Genomic DNA, 14,514 nt, shown 5'->3' on the forward strand with positions numbered 1-14,514 from the left:
TCCTAGAAAATGCGGCATGGGTTTCCCTCCTGCTCGTCGGGGGCCTGAGGGAGGGCACGGCATGGCCCTACGGGATTTGAGTGCCGGAGCCGGGCGAAGCGGCTGACAGGACCGCTGCCCCCTTGGTGCTCCGGGTGCCGAGATGGTGGAAGAACAGGTTGAGCAGGACCGCGACGAGCGCGCCGGCGCTGATGCCGGAGCCGAGCACGGTCTGCGCCCAGGCGGGGAAGTCCTCGTAGAACCTCGGGGCGGCGAGCGGGATGATGCCCGCGCCCAGCGAGACGGCCACCAGGATGATGTTGGAGCTGTCGTCGAGGCCGGCCTCGGCAAGCGTACGGATGCCGCTGACCGCGATCGAGCCGAACAGGACGATGCCGGCGCCGCCGAGGACGGGCATCGGTACGAGGTTGACGACCGCGCCGAGGACGGGGAAGGCGCCGAGGACCAGCAGGGTGGCGCCCGCGACGGCGACGACGTAGCGGCTGCGTACCCGGGTCAGCGAGACGACACCGACGTTCTGCGCGAAGGCACTGGTGGGGAAGCCGCCGAAGACCGGTCCGACGAGGGTGGCGAGGCCGTCGGTGCGCAGGCCGCGGGTGATGGTCCGCCCCGTCGTACGCCGTTCGCAGATCTCGCCGAGGGCGAGCATCCCGGCCGCGGACTCGGTCATCAGGACCAGCATCACGATGCACAGGGACAGGACGGCGGCGGGCTGGAACTCCGGTGCGCCGAAGGCGAAGGGGGTGGGCAGCGCGACGACGGGCGCCTCGCGCAGCGCGTCGAAGCTCGCCATGCCGAACGGGACGGCGGCGAGGGTGCCGGCGACCAGGCCCAGCAGCAGGGCGATCTGTTTGACGAAGCCGCGGGCGAAGCGCTGGATCAGCAGGATGACCACGAGAGTGAAGGCGGCCAGCGCCAGGTACTTCATGGAGCCGAAGTCGGCGGCCTCCTTGTCGCCGCCCTGCGCCCAGCCGACCGGTACGGGCATCAGGGTGACGCCGATGAGGGTGATGACGATGCCGGTGACCAGGGGCGGGAAGTAGCGCAGCAGTCTGCCGAAGAACGGGCCGACGGCGAGGCAGAAGGCGCCGGCGACCATCACCGCCCCGTAGATGGCGGGTAGTTGGTGTCCTTTGGCGGTGGTCTCGGCGATGGCGAGCATCGGGGTGATGCCGGCGGAGGAGGCGGCGTTGACGAACGGCAGCCGGTTGCCGGCGAACCGGCCGGCGCCGAGGGTCTGCAGGAGGGTCGCGAGCCCGGCGATCAGCAGGCTGGCGGCGATCAGCCGGGTGCGTCCCCCGGTGTCCAGGCCGGTGGCCTGGCCGATGATGAGCGGAGGGGTGACGACGCCGGCGTACATGGCGGCGATGTGCTGCAGAGCGGCGGGGACGAGCCGCTTGGGTGCCGGCTTCTCGTCCACCGGGTGGACCGGTGGGGCGGGGCGGTGCTCAACGTGCGGTGGTGGTGCGGCCATGTTTCGCGTTCCCCTCAGGAGGCGCGGGCCCCTCCCCGCTGCGGGACGGGGAGGGACGGCGAGGCACGGCGCTGCGTCGGGAGCCGTCAGAGGTTGGTCAGATCCGTCGGGATCTCGGCTTCGACACCGTCGCGCAGGACAGTGGCTTCTATCAGGCCGTACGGGCGGTCCGCCGCGTAGTAGACCTCATGGTCGTTCTTCAGGCCGAAGGGCTCCAGATCCACCAGGAAGTGGTGCTTGTTCGGCAGCGAGAACCGCACCTCGTCGATCTCCGCGCGGTGAGTGATGATCCGCGAGCCCATCTGGTACAGGGTCTGCTGGAGCGAGAGGCTGTAGGTCTCCGCGAAGGCGTCCAGCAGGTGCTTCTTGACCTGGGCGTAGGAGCGTTCCCAGTTGGGCATCCGCTGGTCGTCGTCGGTCCAGTTGAACCGCCAGCGGCCGGAGACCTCGGTGGCCAGGATGCGGTCGTACGCCTCCTTGAGGGTCGTGTACTGGTCCTTGATGTAGCCCCAGAACTCGGAGTTGGTGGAGTTCATCACGACCAGGTCCTTCAGGCCGGAGACGACCTGCCAGCGCTCACCGTCGTAGGTGATCTGGGTCAGCCGGGTCTCCTGGCCCTTGCGGACGAAGGAGTGCCGGACCTCGTCCGCGCCGATGAATTGGGCGTTGGCCTCGGAGGTCTCGATGCGCTCCCAGGTGTACTCCTCGATGCGGATGCGGGCCCGGTGGATCGGTTCCTGGCTGGTGACGAAGTGCCGGGCCAGGTGGATGCCGAACTGCTCGGCCGACTCGATGCCGTGTTCCTTGGCGAAGGCGTACACGGTGTTCTTCGTCGTGTCGGTGGGCAGGCAGTGGGCGTTGGAGCCGGAGAGGTGCACCTCTTCGAGGTCGCCGGAGAGCGCGACCGAGACGTTGAGGTCCTTGATGTGGTGGGTGTCGCCGTCCCGGGTGATGCGGACGACGCGGTTCTCGGCCTTGCCGTACTGGTTCTGGCCGAGCATCGCCGGGCGGGCGGGACGGGAAGAGTGGACCATCGGTGCTAGCTCCCTCGGTATACGGAGTAGCCGAACGGGTTGAGCAGCAGCGGTACGTGGTAGTGCTCACCCGGCTGGACGGCGAAGGTGATCGCCACTTCCGGGAAGAAAGCTCCGCTGTCCCTTACGCGGGGGGCGTCCTGCTGTTCCTCGGCTTGCTGATCGGCCGGTGCGGCCTTGCTGGCGAGGTACGTCTCGGTGTCGAAGTCGAGGCGTACGTGGGTGGTGCCCTCCGGCAACGCCGGCAGGTCCTTGCAGCGCCCGTCCGCGTCGGTCTTGGAGGCGCCGTACGTGTTCCAGTCCCCGCCGGGTCCGGAGCGCACCGAGAGCGTGAGGGCGACGCCCTCCGCGGGACGGCCCACGCTGGTGTCCAGGATGTGGGTGGACACCGAGGTCTCGTGCCGGGCCGTTCCGCTGCTCATGGTCGCGCTCCTTCTGCGGCGTCTGCCGGGTCCGCCGCGTCCTCGACGAGGCGGCCCAGCCGGATGCGATTGATCTTGCCCAGTTCGGTACGGACGATCTCGCGTTCTTGTTCCGGCGTGTTGTCCAGCCGGTTACGGGCGGCGTCCCGCAGCTCCTCACCGGTGCGGCCGGTGGCGCAGATCAGGAAGACGTGTCCGAACTTCTCCTGATAGGCGAGGTTCAGTTCGAGCATCTCCGCCTTGAGGTCGTCCCCGGCCGCCGCCATCCCCCGCTGTTCGCGGGAGGAGGTCGCGTCACCCGGCGTGGGCCGGCCGATGGGCGGGTGCCCGGCCATCGCCTCGGCCAGGTCCGCCGCGGTCAGCTCGGCCATGGCGGCGTCGCTGGCGGCGAACAGGGCGTCGGTGCTGGGGTACGGGCGACGTTCGAGGAGCCGGCTCCCCCACGCCTCGCTGGCGCACGCCTCGCGCAGTGCGGCACGGGCCGTACGGTCGGCTGCGGCGTTGAACCGGGCGAGACCCGGCGTCGGATTCGAAGACACGGGAAGCCTCCGTGGCCTGGTGCGGTACGGGCTCTGCTTGGCTGGAAACAGCTAAGACCTCCGGCAACATCACGTCAACACTTTGTTGAAAACTCGGCAACAAGAAAGCCGCCGTCCGGTTCACCCGGACGGCGGCACGAGCGCAAGTGCCCAACGGGCACCACTGCTGGGTCAGTCGGCACCCTTCGCCGCGTTGTCCCTGTTCAGGTAGTTGTAGACGGTGAAGCGGCTGACGCCCAGCGCGCCGGCGACCGTCTCGACCCCGTGGCGTACGGAGAACGCGCCCCGCGCCTCCAGGACGCGCACCACCGACTGCTTGGTGCGGCGGTCCAGATCGCTGAGCGGCACCCCGTGCCGGCGCTCCAGCTCGGCGAGGAGGTGGTCCAGCGACTCGGACAGGTGCGGCAGCCGTACCGCGACCCGGTCCTGCCCCTCCCAGGCCAGGACGACATCGTCACCCCGCGCCTGCTCCGGCGCGACCATCTCCGCGCCCATGGCGTCCACCAGCGGCTTCACCGCCTGGACGAACGGGTGGTCGGCGGGCTCGGTCACGTGGCGTCCTCCCCGGCCGGTGCGATCACGTTGACCTGGAGAGAGACGCGGGTGGCGCCGGCCTCCAGGGACTTGCGCAGCAGCGCGTCCACCGCGGACAGCACCTGCTCGCCCTCCCCCTCGGCGGTGTTGCCGAACGGGCCGACGTCGACGGCGTCCAGCCCGGCGCCCGTGATGATGTCGCGCCCCACGACCGCGTGGGCGGGCGCTTCGTCCAGATCGAACGGTTCCGTCGTGAATTCCACTCGCAATCGCACCATGCCCCCAAACTAGCGCCGCCGGACGGCGTCCTGTCCGGGCCCCCGGAACTCCCCGCACGCGTACGGGCGGCAGACCGCCGCCGCACCCCAGCCGCTCGCGCGGCACCTCTTGACAGGTCACGAGATCCGCAGGCAATGTTCCAATCAGCAGAAACAAAGTTCCGCAATACGGAAGGGCGCTCTTCCCTCATGGGCTTCTCGGACGCGCGTTTCAACGTCAATCTGTCGATCCTGTTCACCGAGCTGCCGCTGCTGGAACGCCCGGCGGCCGCCGCGGCCGCCGGATTCGGCGCGGTGGAGCTGTGGTGGCCGTGGGTGGACGCCCCGGTGCCCGAGCAGCGGGAGCTGGACGCGCTGCGCGACGCCCTGCGCGACGCGGGCACCCACCTGGTCGGACTGAACTTCTACGCCGGACAGCTCCCAGGACCCGACCGCGGCGCCCTGTCCGTCCCCGGGGAGGAGTCCGAGCGCTTCCGGGCCAACGTGGACGTGGCCGCGGACTTCGCGCAGTCGCTGGGCTGCACCGCGCTCAACGCCCTGTACGGCAACCGCGTCCAGGGCGTGGACCCGGCCGCCCAGGACGCCCTGGCGCTGGAGAACCTGACGCTGGCCGCCCGCGCCGCGCACCGGGTGGGCGCCACGCTGCTGATCGAGGCGCTGAACGCGCCGGAGTCGCCCGACTGCCCGATCGTCTCGGCGCCCAAGGCGATCGAGCTGGTGGACGCGGTCAACGCGGCCACCGGCCTGGACAACGCCCGGTTCCTGATGGACCTGTACCACCTGTCGATGAACGGCGAGGACCTGGAGGAGGTCATCGACCGGTACACCGGCAGGACCGGCCACGTCCAGATCGCCGACAACCCCGGCCGCGGCGCCCCCGGCACCGGCACCCTCCCCTTCGAAGACCTTCTGGACCGGCTGCGCAAGAACGGCTACGCCGGCTGGACCGGCCTGGAGTACAAGCCCGGCGACACCCCCAGCGCCGGCGCGTTCGCCTGGCTGCCCCGCCCGCTGCGCGCCGCCGCCCGCTGACCCCCGTTTCGCGAAAGGCACCCCGTACATGAGCACTCTTCCGAAGATCGCGTGGATCGGGCTGGGCATCATGGGCGCGCCCATGGCCGAGAACCTGATCAAGGCCGGTTACCCGGTCACCGGCCACACCCTCGAACAGGACAAGCTCGACCGGCTCGCCGCCGCCGGCGGCACCCCCGCCGCCTCGATAGCCGAGGCGGTCCGCGAGGCGGACGTCGTCGTCACCATGGTGCCCGCCTCCCCCCAGGTCGAGGCCATCGCCTACGGCCCCGACGGCATCCTGGAGAACGCCCGGCGCGGGGCGCTGCTGATCGACATGTCCTCGATCACCCCGCAGACCTCCGTCGACCTGGCCGCCGCCGCGGCCGGCAAGGGGATCCGGGTGCTGGACGCCCCGGTCTCCGGCGGCGAGGCCGGTGCCGTCGAGGCCGTCCTGTCCATCATGATCGGCGGCACCCAGGAGGACTTCGACGCCGCCTACCCGCTGTTCGAGGCGCTCGGCAAGACCATCGTGCGCTGCGGTCCGCACGGCTCCGGGCAGACCGTCAAGGCGGCCAACCAACTCATCGTCGCCGTCAACATCCAGGCGTGCGCCGAAGCCGTCGTCTTCCTGGAGAAGTCCGGCGTCGACCTGTCCGCCGCCCTCGACGTCCTCAACGGCGGGCTGGCCGGCTCGACCGTGCTGACCCGTAAGAAGGACAACTTCCTGAACCGCGACTTCGCGCCGGGTTTCCGCATCGACCTGCACCACAAGGACATGGGCATCGTCACCGACGCCGCCCGCGCCGTCGGTGCCGCGCTGCCCACCGGCACGCTCGTCGCCTCCCTCGTGGCCGCCCTGCGCGCCCAGGGTGACGGCGGTCTCGACCACTCCGCCCTCCTGCGCGGCGTCGAGCGTCTCTCCGGCCACACCACCGGCTGACACCGTGCCCGTCCAGATCTTCGGCACTCCCGGCGCCGCAGCTCTGCCGTGGTACGAAGCGCTGGAACGGGCCGACGGCACACGGCACCTGATGGCCCATCACGAACCGGACGCGGTACACATGGCGGCCGGCTGGGCCCGTACGGGCGGGAGGACCGGCGTCGTCGTCGCGGCCCCGGAGGCCGGTGCCAGATCCGGCGCGGGTCTCGACGGCCTGCTCGCCGGGCTGCGCACGGCCCACGCGGACGCGGTTCCGCTGGTCTGCGTGACCGGCCGGGCCGCGCCGCCCGGCCGGGACGGCACAGCGGTACCGGCCGTCGCCCTCGTCCGGTCGGCCCGGCCGGTGACCAAGGCTGCCGTACGGGTCGAGGACCCGGCCCGGGTGCCGCAGGCTCTCCGCGCGGCCTTCCGGACGGCGCGGGCGGGCCGACCCGGTCCCGTACTGATCGACCTGCCGTACGGAACGGCCGCCCACGACGCCGTGCTCGGCGCGCTGGACGAGCAGAACTGCACGCGAGCCGACGACGGCCGCCCGCACCGGGCTTCGCACCGCACCCGCCGGTTCATGGTGTGCGGACGGGGCGGGCCGCCCGGCCGTCAGGTACCGACCGCGGTCGGCGTGCGGGTGGCATTGGACGCGTCGGGCCACCGGGACACCACGGTTGTCGCGCTCGCCGGAGCGGATCAACTGCCGTACACGGTGGGGGCTTTCGGAGTGGCGGCAAGGTACGAGGTGCCGTTCGTACTGGCCGTGTTCGACCCCGGCGGCCGGGGCGGCGGGCGGGCACGGGAGCTGATGCGGACCTACGGCTGCTCGGGGCACCGGGTGGACGGCCGCGGCAGCCTGCGCTCCGCGCTCGCCTGGGCCCGCAAGGAGTGCGTGACGACCGCACGCCCGGTCCTGCTGCTGATCGCCGCGCACGCCCCGGCCGAAGCGCGCGCCGCAGCAGGCACGCAAACACTCGCCCCACCTGAGGCGTAAGCCTCCCCAAGACTTCCCGGCGGCGACGCCGACACCTGTCCTGTCGCGCCCAGGCGCCGCCGCCGGGAACACCCCGAGCACGCCCGAAAGCCGCCCCCACACCCCCTCCGCACACCGCCCGGCAACTTTTCAACAAAGTGTTGACGGAGGTGGGGGTGCTCCATACGCTCCAACATGCGGAAGCCGACTTCCGCGCTCTCGTACGGAAGGTCACCATGCCGAAGCCCACGACGACGCGCCGTCTCACCACGGAGGCCGGCGCTCCGATCGCCGACAACCAGAACTCCGCCACCGCCGGCGTCGGTGGCCCGCTGCTCCTCCAGGACCAGCACCTCCTGGAGAAGCTCGCCCGCTTCAACCGCGAGCGCATCCCGGAGCGCGTCGTGCACGCCCGTGGCTCCGGCGCGTACGGGTACTTCGAAGTGACCGACGACGTCACCGGGTTCACCCGGGCCGACTTCCTGAGCGCGGTGGGCCGGCGCACCGACCTGTTCATCCGCTTCTCGACCGTCGCCGACAACCTCGGCGGCCCGGACGCCGCCCGCGACCCGCGCGGCTTCGCGGTCAAGTTCTACACCGAGGAGGGCAATTACGACCTCGTCGGCAACAACACCCCGGTCTTCTTCATCAAGGACCCGCTGAAGTTCCCGGACTTCATCCACTCGCAGAAGCGCGACCCGTTCACCGGCAAGCAGGAGCCGGACAACGTCTGGGACTTCTGGGCCCACTCACCCGAGGCCACCCACCAGATCACCTGGCTGATGGGCGACCGCGGCATCCCGGCCTCCTACCGGCACATGAACGGCTACGGCTCGCACACCTACCAGTGGACGAACGCCGCCGGCGAGGTCTTCTTCGTCAAGTACCACTTCAAGACCAACCAGGGAATCCGCTGCCTGGACGCCGCCCAGGGCGCCGAGCTGTCCGGCAAGGACCCCAACAGCCACCAGACCGACCTGCTCCAGTCCATCGAGCGCGGCGTGTACCCGTCCTGGACGCTGTACGTGCAGATCATGCCGGCGGCCGAGGCGGCGGACTACCGCTTCAACCCGTTCGACCTGACCAAGGTGTGGCCGCACGCCGACTACCCGCTCCAGCGCGTCGGCCGGATGGTGCTCGACCGCAACCCGGACAACGTCTTCGCCGAGGTCGAGCAGGCCGCGTTCTCGCCCAACAACTTCGTGCCCGGCATCGGCCCGTCCCCGGACAAGATGCTCCAGGGCCGGCTCTTCGCCTACGCCGACGCGCACCGCTACCGGCTGGGCGTCAACCACACCCAACTGCCGGTCAACGCGCCGAAGGCGACCGTGGCGGACAACTACGGGCGGGACGGCCTGATGGCGTCCAACGCCTACGACCGGCACGCCAAGAACTACGAGCCCAACTCCTGCTCCGGCCCCGTGCAGTCGGACCAGCCGCTGTCCGCGCCGCTCGCGCTCACCGGCCACACCGGCACCCACGCGGCCCCGGCGCACGCCAAGGACGACGACTTCTTCCAGGCCGGCGAGCTGTACCGGCTGATGTCGGAGGACGAGAAGAACCGCCTGGTGGCGAACATCGCCGGGGGCCTGGCGCAGGTCTCCCGGGACGACGTGGTCGAGAAGAACCTCGCCCACTTCCACGCGGCCGACTCGGAGTACGGCAAGCGCGTCGAAGCCGCGCTGCACGCGCTGCGCGAGGACTGACCCCAGGTCAGCGCGCGGGGCCGACGGGAGGTCCGCCCCACGCGCGTCCGTGCCGGCCGGTCCGCTGAGGGGTGGCCGGCCGGCGTGGAACGGCGGCGCGGGGCTCCGCGGCGCACGGTCAGGAGCCGACGGCCCGCGCGGCCCGGTCTCCCGGAGACACCAGTGCGGTGGTCGTGCCCGTCCGCAGGAAGGACGGCCCGTCTCCCCGGAAGCGCCTCGGAGCCCGCGTCCCGCCGCTCCCCCCCCAAAAGCCCCGCCCGGCGGTGCGATTGTCCTGTCGCGCCCATCTCCCGTGCCGCCGGGCGGCACCATCGCCCGCGGGCCCCGGCTTTCCGCACGATCGCGGAAAGCCAGGGTCCGTTCGCATATGTCTGCGGTAATGTCGGACTCTCCCCGTGCAACTCCCCCGAAGCGAACCGGTGGAGGACCATGGGCGGCGGCAGCCGAGCCTGCCCGCCGATCTACCCGCCAGGAGCCGCCATGGCCGACAGCGTGCCGGTGCGCTGCCCCACGTGCCGCCGCGAGAACGCGTTCACCCCGCCCACCTTCCCGTGTGCGTGCGGCGCGCCGCTGACCCTGCCGGTGCTGCGCGGCGGCATACCCGTGGAGATCCTGCACCGCACGTGGCAGAGCTCCTGGGTGGAGGTGCGCTGCGAGACCTGCGGCCGGCTCGACGAGTGGCCCGCGCCGGAGTCCGGCTGCGCGTGCGGGACGGTGGTACGCGTCCCCGTCGTACCGGTACCGCCCCCGCCGCCCGACCCGCCCGCCCCCGGCAGCCCCGCGTCGGCACTGCCCGGCGGACCGCCCCGCCGGCCGCCGGTGCTGCGCCCCGCCTTCCGGCCGGTCACCATCCGTACGGCCGGCGACTGCGTCACCGCCGCCGCCCAGTACCTGAAATGGCTGGGCTTCACCGACATCGCGCGGGTGCCGGAGCGCACCGCGTCGGGCGTGGACCTGCGCGGCTCCGGAGTGGTGGCCCAGGTCGACCCGACGACCCGCGCGACCAAGCTGCGGGAGGTCGAGTGCCTGTGGCTCAACGCGCTCAACGACTCCGCGGTCGCCGTCTGCTTCTCCCTGGCGGGCTACTCCCGTGACGCCCGCGCCCGCGCCGACGCGCTGCACCTGCCGCTGTTCGTCATGGACCTCACGGGCACCCCGCAGCCGGTCAACGACCCGGCCGACGAGCTGATCAGGGACGGTACGGGGCGGTAGCAGCGCGGCGGGCGGCCGCCGGACGCACGAGAGCCCCCACCGGCGCGCGGTGCGGGGTTCTCGGCCCGGGACGTGCCCCGGTCGCTACGATCCGGTGGCCTCCACGGGGGCGAGGGCGATGGCTCCGGCGGGACAGAGGCCGGCGGCCATCCGGGCGGCGGCCCGGTGTCCGGGGGCCGGGGCGGCGTCCAGAAGGACCACCAGGCCCTCCTCGTCGTCCTGGTCGAAGACTCCGGGCGCCGTCAGGGCGCACATGCCGGCGCCTACGCAGCGGTCACGGTCGGCGCTCAGGCGCAGCGGCGCGCGGGGGTCGCTCACGGTCTACTCCTTGTCCCAGGTGACGGGCAGGCTGATCACGCCGTAGATGTTGGCGCGGTCGCGCAGCGGCACCTCGTGCGGCGGCACCGCGAGGCGCAGGGTGGGGAAGCGGGCGAGGAGCGCCGGGAACGCGACGGCCATCTCGACGCGGGCGAGCTGCTGGCCGAGGCACTGGTGGGCGCCGTGGCCGAAGGCGAGGTGCCCGGTGGCCTTGCGGTGGATGTCGAGCCGGTCGGGGCCGGGGAACTTGCCCGGGTCGCGGTTGGCGGCCTGGACGGACACCGTCACCGTCTCACCGGCCTTGATCAACCGGCCTTCCACCTCGACGTCTTCGAGGGCGGAGCGCAGGATGGGGTCGGCCACGCTGAGGTAGCGCAGCAGTTCCTCGACGGTCTGCTCCGCGAGGCCCGGGTCGGCGCTCAGGGCCGACAGTTGGTCGGGGTTGCTCAGGAGGGCGAAGGTCCCGAGGCCGAGCATGTTCGCGGTGGTGTCGAGTCCGGCGGCCAGGAGCACCCCGCCGACTCCGATCAGCTCCTCCTCCGTGAGGTCGGAGGTGGTCAGATCACTGAGCAGGTCGTCGGTGGGTTCGGCGCGCTTGGCGGCCACGAGTTCCCCCATGAACCGGCCGACGGCCTCGAACGCCTCGCCCTTCGCCGTCACGTCGGCGGCCTGGTCGAAGAGGGTCGCCACGTGGCCCTGGAAGCGGTCCCGGTCGGCGTACGGCACGCCGAGCAGTTCGCAGATGACGAGCGCGGGTATCGGCCGGGCGAACGTCTCCACCAGGTCGACGGTGGGGCCGGACTGCTCCATGGCGTCCAGGCACTCGTCCGTGAACTGCTCTACACGCTCGGCGAGTTGCCGCATCCGGCGGACCGTGAACTTGCCGGTGAGCAGCCGCCGGAAGCGGGTGTGCTCGGGGGCGTCGAGGCCGAGGAAGTCACCGACCGGTGCCGGTACCATCTCCGCCCCCGCCTCCATGCCCGGCATCGGCAGCGGCAGGTGCAGGAGTTCGTAGCGGGCGCTGAAGCGCGGGTCGGACAGGACGGCGCGGGCCGCGGCGTGCCCGGTGACCAGCCAGCCGGTGTGCCCGTCGACGTAGCGCAGGCGACGCAGCGGCTCGTCGCTCAGCGCGGTGAGTTCGGCGGGCGGGTCGAAGGGACAGCCGGTGCGGCGGTCGGTGGGCAGGACGGGCAGTTCTTCGGCGTTGGCACCCTCGGCGGGGGTTCCGGCGGGTGTCGGTTCGTGCGGCATGGGGTTCTCCAGTAATCGTCGGTGCTGGTGAACGTGCTGGCGGCTGGGGCGGGTCACCGCTCGGAGCCGGTGGTGCGGGGGCCGCGTCAGCGCTTGGCCCCGGACTTGAAGGTGCGGCGCGCCCAGACGTAGCCGACCAGGGTGAGGCCGGCGCACCAGGCGAGGGCGGCGACCGCGCTGCCGCCGATCTCCGTGCCGAGCCACAGGCCGCGCAGCGTGTCGATGACCGGCGTGAAGGGCTGGTACTCGGCGAACCAGCGCAGGGCGGCCGGCATCGAATCGGTCGGCACGATGGCGCTGCCGAGGAACGGCAGGAACGTCAGCGGCATCGGGATGTTGCTGGCCGTCTCGGGGTTCTTGGCGACCAGGCCGATACCGGCGGCGAGCCAGGTCAGCGCCAGGGTGAGCAGGGCGAGCAGGCCGAGGGCGGTGAGCCATTCGACGGGCGTGGCGTCGGGGCGGAAGCCCACCAGGAGCGCCACGGCGGTCACGAGGCCGATGCTGATCATCGTCTGGATCAGGCTGCCGACGACATGGCCGGTCAGGAACGAGGCGCGGGAGACCGGCATCGTACGGAAGCGGTTGACGATGCCTTCGGTCTTGTCCATGCAGACGCTGATCGCGGTGGTCAGGGCGCCGGACGTGGCGGCCATCAGGATGATGCCGGGCGCGAGGTAGTCGATGTACTCGCCGCCCCCGGCGGCCGACGCCCCGATGCCGCTGCCCAGGGCGGTGCCGAAGGCGTAGTTGAACAGCAGCAGCATCATGACGGGCATGATGACGACGGTGAGTGTCAGGGACGGGTAGCGCAGCGCCTTCTTGAGGTTGCGGCGCAGCATCGTCCTGGAGTCCCGGACCGCGTAGGACAGGGTGGCCATCAGACGTTCTCCTTGGTCGGGGCGGCGGGGCGGGGCTGACCGGTGAGGGTCAGGAAGACGTCGTCCAGGTCGGGGGTGTGCACGGTGAGCGACTCGGCCCGTACGGCGGTGGTCTCCAGGGTGTCCAGCACGGCTCGCAGGGTGGTGACGGAGCTGTCGCCGGGGATCTGGAGGGTGAGGGCTTCCTCGTCGCGCGTGGCGGGGCCGAAGAGACCCGCGGCGGTGTCCAGGGCCAGGGCGTCGGCGAACCGCACCCGGATGTGGCCGCCGGGGATGCGCTGCTTCAGCTCGTCGGCGGTGCCCTCGGCGATCAGCTTGCCGTGGTCCAGTACGGCGATGCGGTCCGCGAGCTGGTCGGCCTCTTCGAGGTACTGGGTGGTGAGGAAGATGGTCACGCCCTCGTCGGCGACCAGGCCGCGGATGATCTCCCACATGGTGCGGCGGCTGCGCGGGTCGAGCCCGGTGGTGGGCTCGTCGAGGAAGATGATCCGCGGCTCGCCGACCAGGGTCATCGCCAGGTCCAGCTTGCGCCGCATCCCGCCGGAGAAGGTGGCGGCGGTCTTGCCCGCCACCTCGGACAGGTCGAAGCGGCGCAGCAGGTCCCTGGCCCGCCGCTTGCCCTCGCGCCGGTCGAGGTGGTGCAGGTCCGCCATCAGAAGGAGGTTCTCCTCGGCGGTCAGCAGGTTGTCGACGGCCGAGAACTGGCCGGTGACGCCGATCGCGGAGCGCACCGCGTCGGCGGCCCGGGTCAGATGGCGGCCCGCGACCCAGGCGTCGCCCGCGTCCGCGTCGATGAGCGTGGACAGGATCTCCACGGTGGTGGTCTTGCCGGCGCCGTTGGGCCCGAGCAAGGCGAAGACGGTGCCCTCCGCGATGTTCAGGTCGATGCCGTCGAGCACGAGCTTGTCGCCGTAGGACTTGCGCAGTCCGGTGGCGGTGATCGCCGGTGCCGTGGTGTCCACGGCGGTCGGCGCGGAGGTCCGGGTGACGGTCATGCCGCTGTCCTCTCGGGTGCGGTGAGTCGGGGTGCGCCCGGTCAGGCGCGGCGGATGACGACGTCGCCGGTCGCGGTGCGGGCGTGCACCTCGACGGTCTCGTCGGAGTCCGCGGGGCCGGCGGCGGAGCCGAGTTCGTTGCGTACCGCGCCGTACTTGGTGTTCAGGTCGAGCCAGGCCGCGGTGCCCTCGTGGATGCCCACGACGAGGTCACCGACGGAGGTGCGCAGGTCGATACGGCCGCGGACGACGTCGCCGACGCGGATGCCGCCGCTGGCGGAGGAGGCGTCGACCCCGGCCAGGGCGACGTCGACGTCGATGCGGCCGTTGGCGCACTTGGCGCCGATGCTGCCGCGCGCGGTGCCGACGGAGATGTCGCCGTTGGCCGCGCTGGTCCTCAGGTCCCCGGCGACCTCGGCGATCCTGGTCGCGCCGTTGCCGTTCTTGACGGTCGCCGTACCGGCGACGGTGCCGACCTCGATCCGGCCCGCGCCGGTGATCTCGATGTCTCCGGCCGAGCGGTCCAGGCGGATGTCGCCGAGGTCGGTCTTGAGGCTGCCGCCGGTCACCTCGTCGACGTGGAGGTCGCCGAGCGAGGTCTTGAGCGTGACGTCCCCGAAGCGGCCTTCGCAGCGGAAGTGGCCCAGGCCCGTGGTGCCCCGGATCTCGGAGCCCGCGGGCAGTTCGACGCTCACCTCGACGGCGCCCGGCTTGCCGAACAGCGACCGCTTCTTGGGGGTCTTGACCGTGAGGCGGCCGCCGGAGCAGGTGACCTGGGTCTGCTGCACGGCGCGTACGTCATCGTCGTCGGCTCCGTTGCGCGGCAGCACCTCGACGACCGTGTCGGTGCGCTTGCCCGCGGTGATGCGGGCGGAGCCGCAGTACAGCTCCAGGGTGGCGATGATCGGTTCGGGGGTCTCGAACTCAGGCATGGTTGTCCCGTCCTCTTGGCGTGGGT

The 14,514-nt window shown here is 71.7% G+C and carries 16 protein-coding genes; 5 read left to right on the forward strand and 11 right to left on the reverse strand.

The window, feature by feature from the left end; translation table 11 throughout:
• Positions 1-67: 67 nt before the first annotated feature.
• The 6 genes from EJG53_RS08060 to EJG53_RS08085 all read right to left on the reverse strand — a co-directional run bounded on the left by EJG53_RS08060 (position 68) and on the right by EJG53_RS08085 (position 4,281).
• The gene (locus EJG53_RS08060; RefSeq protein ID WP_174856384.1) at positions 68-1,474 is read right to left on the reverse strand and encodes a nucleobase:cation symporter-2 family protein; all 1,407 of its coding nucleotides are present in this window, start codon (positions 1,472-1,474) and stop codon (positions 68-70) included.
• Positions 1,475-1,560: 86 nt separating this feature from the next.
• Positions 1,561-2,508, reverse strand: a complete 948-nt coding sequence (pucL, locus tag EJG53_RS08065; RefSeq protein ID WP_125044277.1) for a factor-independent urate hydroxylase — start codon at positions 2,506-2,508, stop codon at positions 1,561-1,563.
• A 5-nt stretch (positions 2,509-2,513) separates the two neighbouring features.
• The gene (gene uraH / locus EJG53_RS08070) at positions 2,514-2,930 is read right to left on the reverse strand and encodes a hydroxyisourate hydrolase (protein ID WP_125044278.1); all 417 of its coding nucleotides are present in this window, start codon (positions 2,928-2,930) and stop codon (positions 2,514-2,516) included.
• Positions 2,927-3,469 carry a 2-oxo-4-hydroxy-4-carboxy-5-ureidoimidazoline decarboxylase gene (uraD, locus tag EJG53_RS08075; RefSeq protein ID WP_125044279.1) on the reverse strand — a complete coding sequence of 181 codons (543 nt, stop codon included), beginning with the start codon at positions 3,467-3,469 and terminating at the stop codon, positions 2,927-2,929. The genes uraH and uraD overlap by 4 nt, the downstream gene beginning before the upstream one ends.
• 171 nt (positions 3,470-3,640) lie before the next feature.
• Complete coding sequence (locus EJG53_RS08080; RefSeq protein ID WP_030999631.1) at positions 3,641-4,021, reverse strand: helix-turn-helix domain-containing protein; 381 nt, start codon at positions 4,019-4,021, stop codon at positions 3,641-3,643.
• Complete coding sequence (locus EJG53_RS08085) at positions 4,018-4,281, reverse strand: YkoF family thiamine-binding protein (RefSeq protein WP_125044280.1); 264 nt, start codon at positions 4,279-4,281, stop codon at positions 4,018-4,020. The genes EJG53_RS08080 and EJG53_RS08085 overlap by 4 nt, the downstream gene beginning before the upstream one ends.
• A gap of 189 nt (positions 4,282-4,470) precedes the next feature.
• Here EJG53_RS08085 and EJG53_RS08090 point away from each other — a divergent pair, with 189 nt between their 5' ends.
• From EJG53_RS08090 to EJG53_RS08110, 5 genes are all read left to right on the forward strand, one after another.
• Positions 4,471-5,313 carry a TIM barrel protein gene (locus tag EJG53_RS08090; RefSeq protein ID WP_125044281.1) on the forward strand — a complete coding sequence of 281 codons (843 nt, stop codon included), beginning with the start codon at positions 4,471-4,473 and terminating at the stop codon, positions 5,311-5,313.
• A gap of 28 nt (positions 5,314-5,341) precedes the next feature.
• A complete protein-coding gene (locus EJG53_RS08095; RefSeq protein ID WP_125044282.1) occupies positions 5,342-6,235 on the forward strand; it encodes a 2-hydroxy-3-oxopropionate reductase in 894 nt (297 codons plus the stop codon).
• 4 nt (positions 6,236-6,239) lie between these two features.
• On the forward strand, positions 6,240-7,217 hold the full coding sequence (locus EJG53_RS08100) for a thiamine pyrophosphate-binding protein (protein ID WP_167515075.1): 978 nt from the start codon (positions 6,240-6,242) through the stop codon (positions 7,215-7,217).
• A 215-nt stretch (positions 7,218-7,432) separates the two neighbouring features.
• The gene (locus EJG53_RS08105; RefSeq protein ID WP_125044284.1) at positions 7,433-8,902 is read left to right on the forward strand and encodes a catalase; all 1,470 of its coding nucleotides are present in this window, start codon (positions 7,433-7,435) and stop codon (positions 8,900-8,902) included.
• Between the two features lie 480 nt (positions 8,903-9,382).
• The gene (locus EJG53_RS08110) at positions 9,383-10,114 is read left to right on the forward strand and encodes a hypothetical protein (protein ID WP_125044285.1); all 732 of its coding nucleotides are present in this window, start codon (positions 9,383-9,385) and stop codon (positions 10,112-10,114) included.
• Positions 10,115-10,198: 84 nt separating this feature from the next.
• Here the strand turns inward: EJG53_RS08110 and EJG53_RS08115 are convergent, their stop codons facing one another.
• From EJG53_RS08115 to EJG53_RS08135, 5 genes are all read right to left on the reverse strand, one after another.
• Positions 10,199-10,369, reverse strand: coding sequence for a ferredoxin (locus EJG53_RS08115; RefSeq protein WP_371858794.1), 171 nt, complete (start codon positions 10,367-10,369; stop codon positions 10,199-10,201).
• Positions 10,370-10,435: 66 nt separating this feature from the next.
• Positions 10,436-11,683 (reverse strand): cytochrome P450, encoded by a 1,248-nt coding sequence (locus EJG53_RS08120; RefSeq protein ID WP_125044286.1) that lies wholly within the window; start codon positions 11,681-11,683, stop codon positions 10,436-10,438.
• An 86-nt stretch (positions 11,684-11,769) separates the two neighbouring features.
• On the reverse strand, positions 11,770-12,561 hold the full coding sequence (locus tag EJG53_RS08125) for an ABC transporter permease (RefSeq protein WP_125044287.1): 792 nt from the start codon (positions 12,559-12,561) through the stop codon (positions 11,770-11,772).
• Entirely contained in the window at positions 12,561-13,556 is a 996-nt protein-coding gene (locus EJG53_RS08130; protein ID WP_125044288.1) for an ABC transporter ATP-binding protein, read from the reverse strand. The genes EJG53_RS08125 and EJG53_RS08130 overlap by 1 nt, the downstream gene beginning before the upstream one ends.
• Positions 13,557-13,597: 41 nt before the next feature.
• A complete protein-coding gene (locus tag EJG53_RS08135) occupies positions 13,598-14,488 on the reverse strand; it encodes a DUF4097 family beta strand repeat-containing protein (protein WP_125044289.1) in 891 nt (296 codons plus the stop codon).
• Positions 14,489-14,514 lie beyond the last annotated feature (26 nt).

Origin of the sequence: Streptomyces chrestomyceticus JCM 4735, assembly GCF_003865135.1 — a bacterium.
GTDB lineage: Bacteria > Actinomycetota > Actinomycetes > Streptomycetales > Streptomycetaceae > Streptomyces > Streptomyces chrestomyceticus.

Excerpts from the sequence above, each read along its gene's own strand:
- EJG53_RS08060 (WP_174856384.1), bottom strand. The coding sequence starts at position 1,474 with ATGGCCGCACCACCACCGCACGTTGAGCACCGCCCCGCCCCACCGGTC.
- pucL (WP_125044277.1), bottom strand. The coding sequence starts at position 2,508 with ATGGTCCACTCTTCCCGTCCCGCCCGCCCGGCGATGCTCGGCCAGAAC.
- uraH (WP_125044278.1), bottom strand. The coding sequence starts at position 2,930 with ATGAGCAGCGGAACGGCCCGGCACGAGACCTCGGTGTCCACCCACATC.
- EJG53_RS08085 (WP_125044280.1), bottom strand. The coding sequence starts at position 4,281 with ATGGTGCGATTGCGAGTGGAATTCACGACGGAACCGTTCGATCTGGAC.
- EJG53_RS08090 (WP_125044281.1), top strand. The coding sequence starts at position 4,471 with ATGGGCTTCTCGGACGCGCGTTTCAACGTCAATCTGTCGATCCTGTTC.
- EJG53_RS08095 (WP_125044282.1), top strand. The coding sequence starts at position 5,342 with ATGAGCACTCTTCCGAAGATCGCGTGGATCGGGCTGGGCATCATGGGC.
- EJG53_RS08105 (WP_125044284.1), top strand. The coding sequence starts at position 7,433 with ATGCCGAAGCCCACGACGACGCGCCGTCTCACCACGGAGGCCGGCGCT.
- EJG53_RS08110 (WP_125044285.1), top strand. The coding sequence starts at position 9,383 with ATGGCCGACAGCGTGCCGGTGCGCTGCCCCACGTGCCGCCGCGAGAAC.
- EJG53_RS08115 (WP_371858794.1), bottom strand. The coding sequence starts at position 10,369 with ATGTGCGCCCTGACGGCGCCCGGAGTCTTCGACCAGGACGACGAGGAG.
- EJG53_RS08120 (WP_125044286.1), bottom strand. The coding sequence starts at position 11,683 with ATGCCGCACGAACCGACACCCGCCGGAACCCCCGCCGAGGGTGCCAAC.
- EJG53_RS08125 (WP_125044287.1), bottom strand. The coding sequence starts at position 12,561 with ATGGCCACCCTGTCCTACGCGGTCCGGGACTCCAGGACGATGCTGCGC.
- EJG53_RS08130 (WP_125044288.1), bottom strand. The coding sequence starts at position 13,556 with ATGACCGTCACCCGGACCTCCGCGCCGACCGCCGTGGACACCACGGCA.
- EJG53_RS08135 (WP_125044289.1), bottom strand. The coding sequence starts at position 14,488 with ATGCCTGAGTTCGAGACCCCCGAACCGATCATCGCCACCCTGGAGCTG.